Genomic DNA, 628 nt, shown 5'->3' on the forward strand with positions numbered 1-628 from the left:
CAAAATATTTATATATGAAGTTCATTCAAGTATACTTTAGAAAAAGTAAAGGAGAGTTTAATATGCATATAATGGAAGGATTCTTACCATGGCAGTGGTGCTTATTCTGGTATATAGTGGTATTACCAGTAGTTGCATATGGTGTCATTCAAATTAAAAAGATTACAGAAAAAAACCCCGAATCAAAACCACTTTTAGCAGTTTCAGGCGCATTTATGTTTATTTTATCATCTTTAAAACTTCCTTCAGTTACTGGAAGTTGTTCCCACCCTACTGGTAATGGTTTAGGGGCTGTACTCTTTGGACCGGCAGTTGCCAGTGTTTTAGCGGCAATTGTTCTTGTTTTCCAGGCAATTCTTATAGCACATGGTGGACTAACTACTCTTGGCGCTAATATTTTCTCTATGGGTATTATAGGCCCCGTTGCTGCGTGGTTAGTGTTTAAAGGAATAAAAAAGATAGGTTGGTCAGCATCTATTGCAATATTTTTTGCTGCACTTCTTGGAGATTGGTTAACTTACGTAACTACTTCAATTCAATTAGCACTGGCTTTCCCAGTTCCTACATTTGGAGAAGCTTTTGTAAAATTCGGAGTTATTTTTGCCTACACTCAGATTCCGTTAGCAAT

The 628-nt window shown here is 36.6% G+C and carries 1 protein-coding gene; it reads left to right on the forward strand.

Annotated features, from left to right (window positions below):
- Positions 1-62 precede the first annotated feature (62 nt).
- The coding region (gene cbiM / locus QMD61_11725; GenBank protein MDI6725302.1) for a cobalt ECF transporter S component CbiM at positions 63-628 on the forward strand (566 nt) is incomplete at its 3' end.

Origin of the sequence: Methanobacterium sp., from assembly GCA_030017655.1 — an archaeon.
In the GTDB taxonomy this organism is placed as follows: domain Archaea; phylum Methanobacteriota; class Methanobacteria; order Methanobacteriales; family Methanobacteriaceae; genus Methanobacterium_D.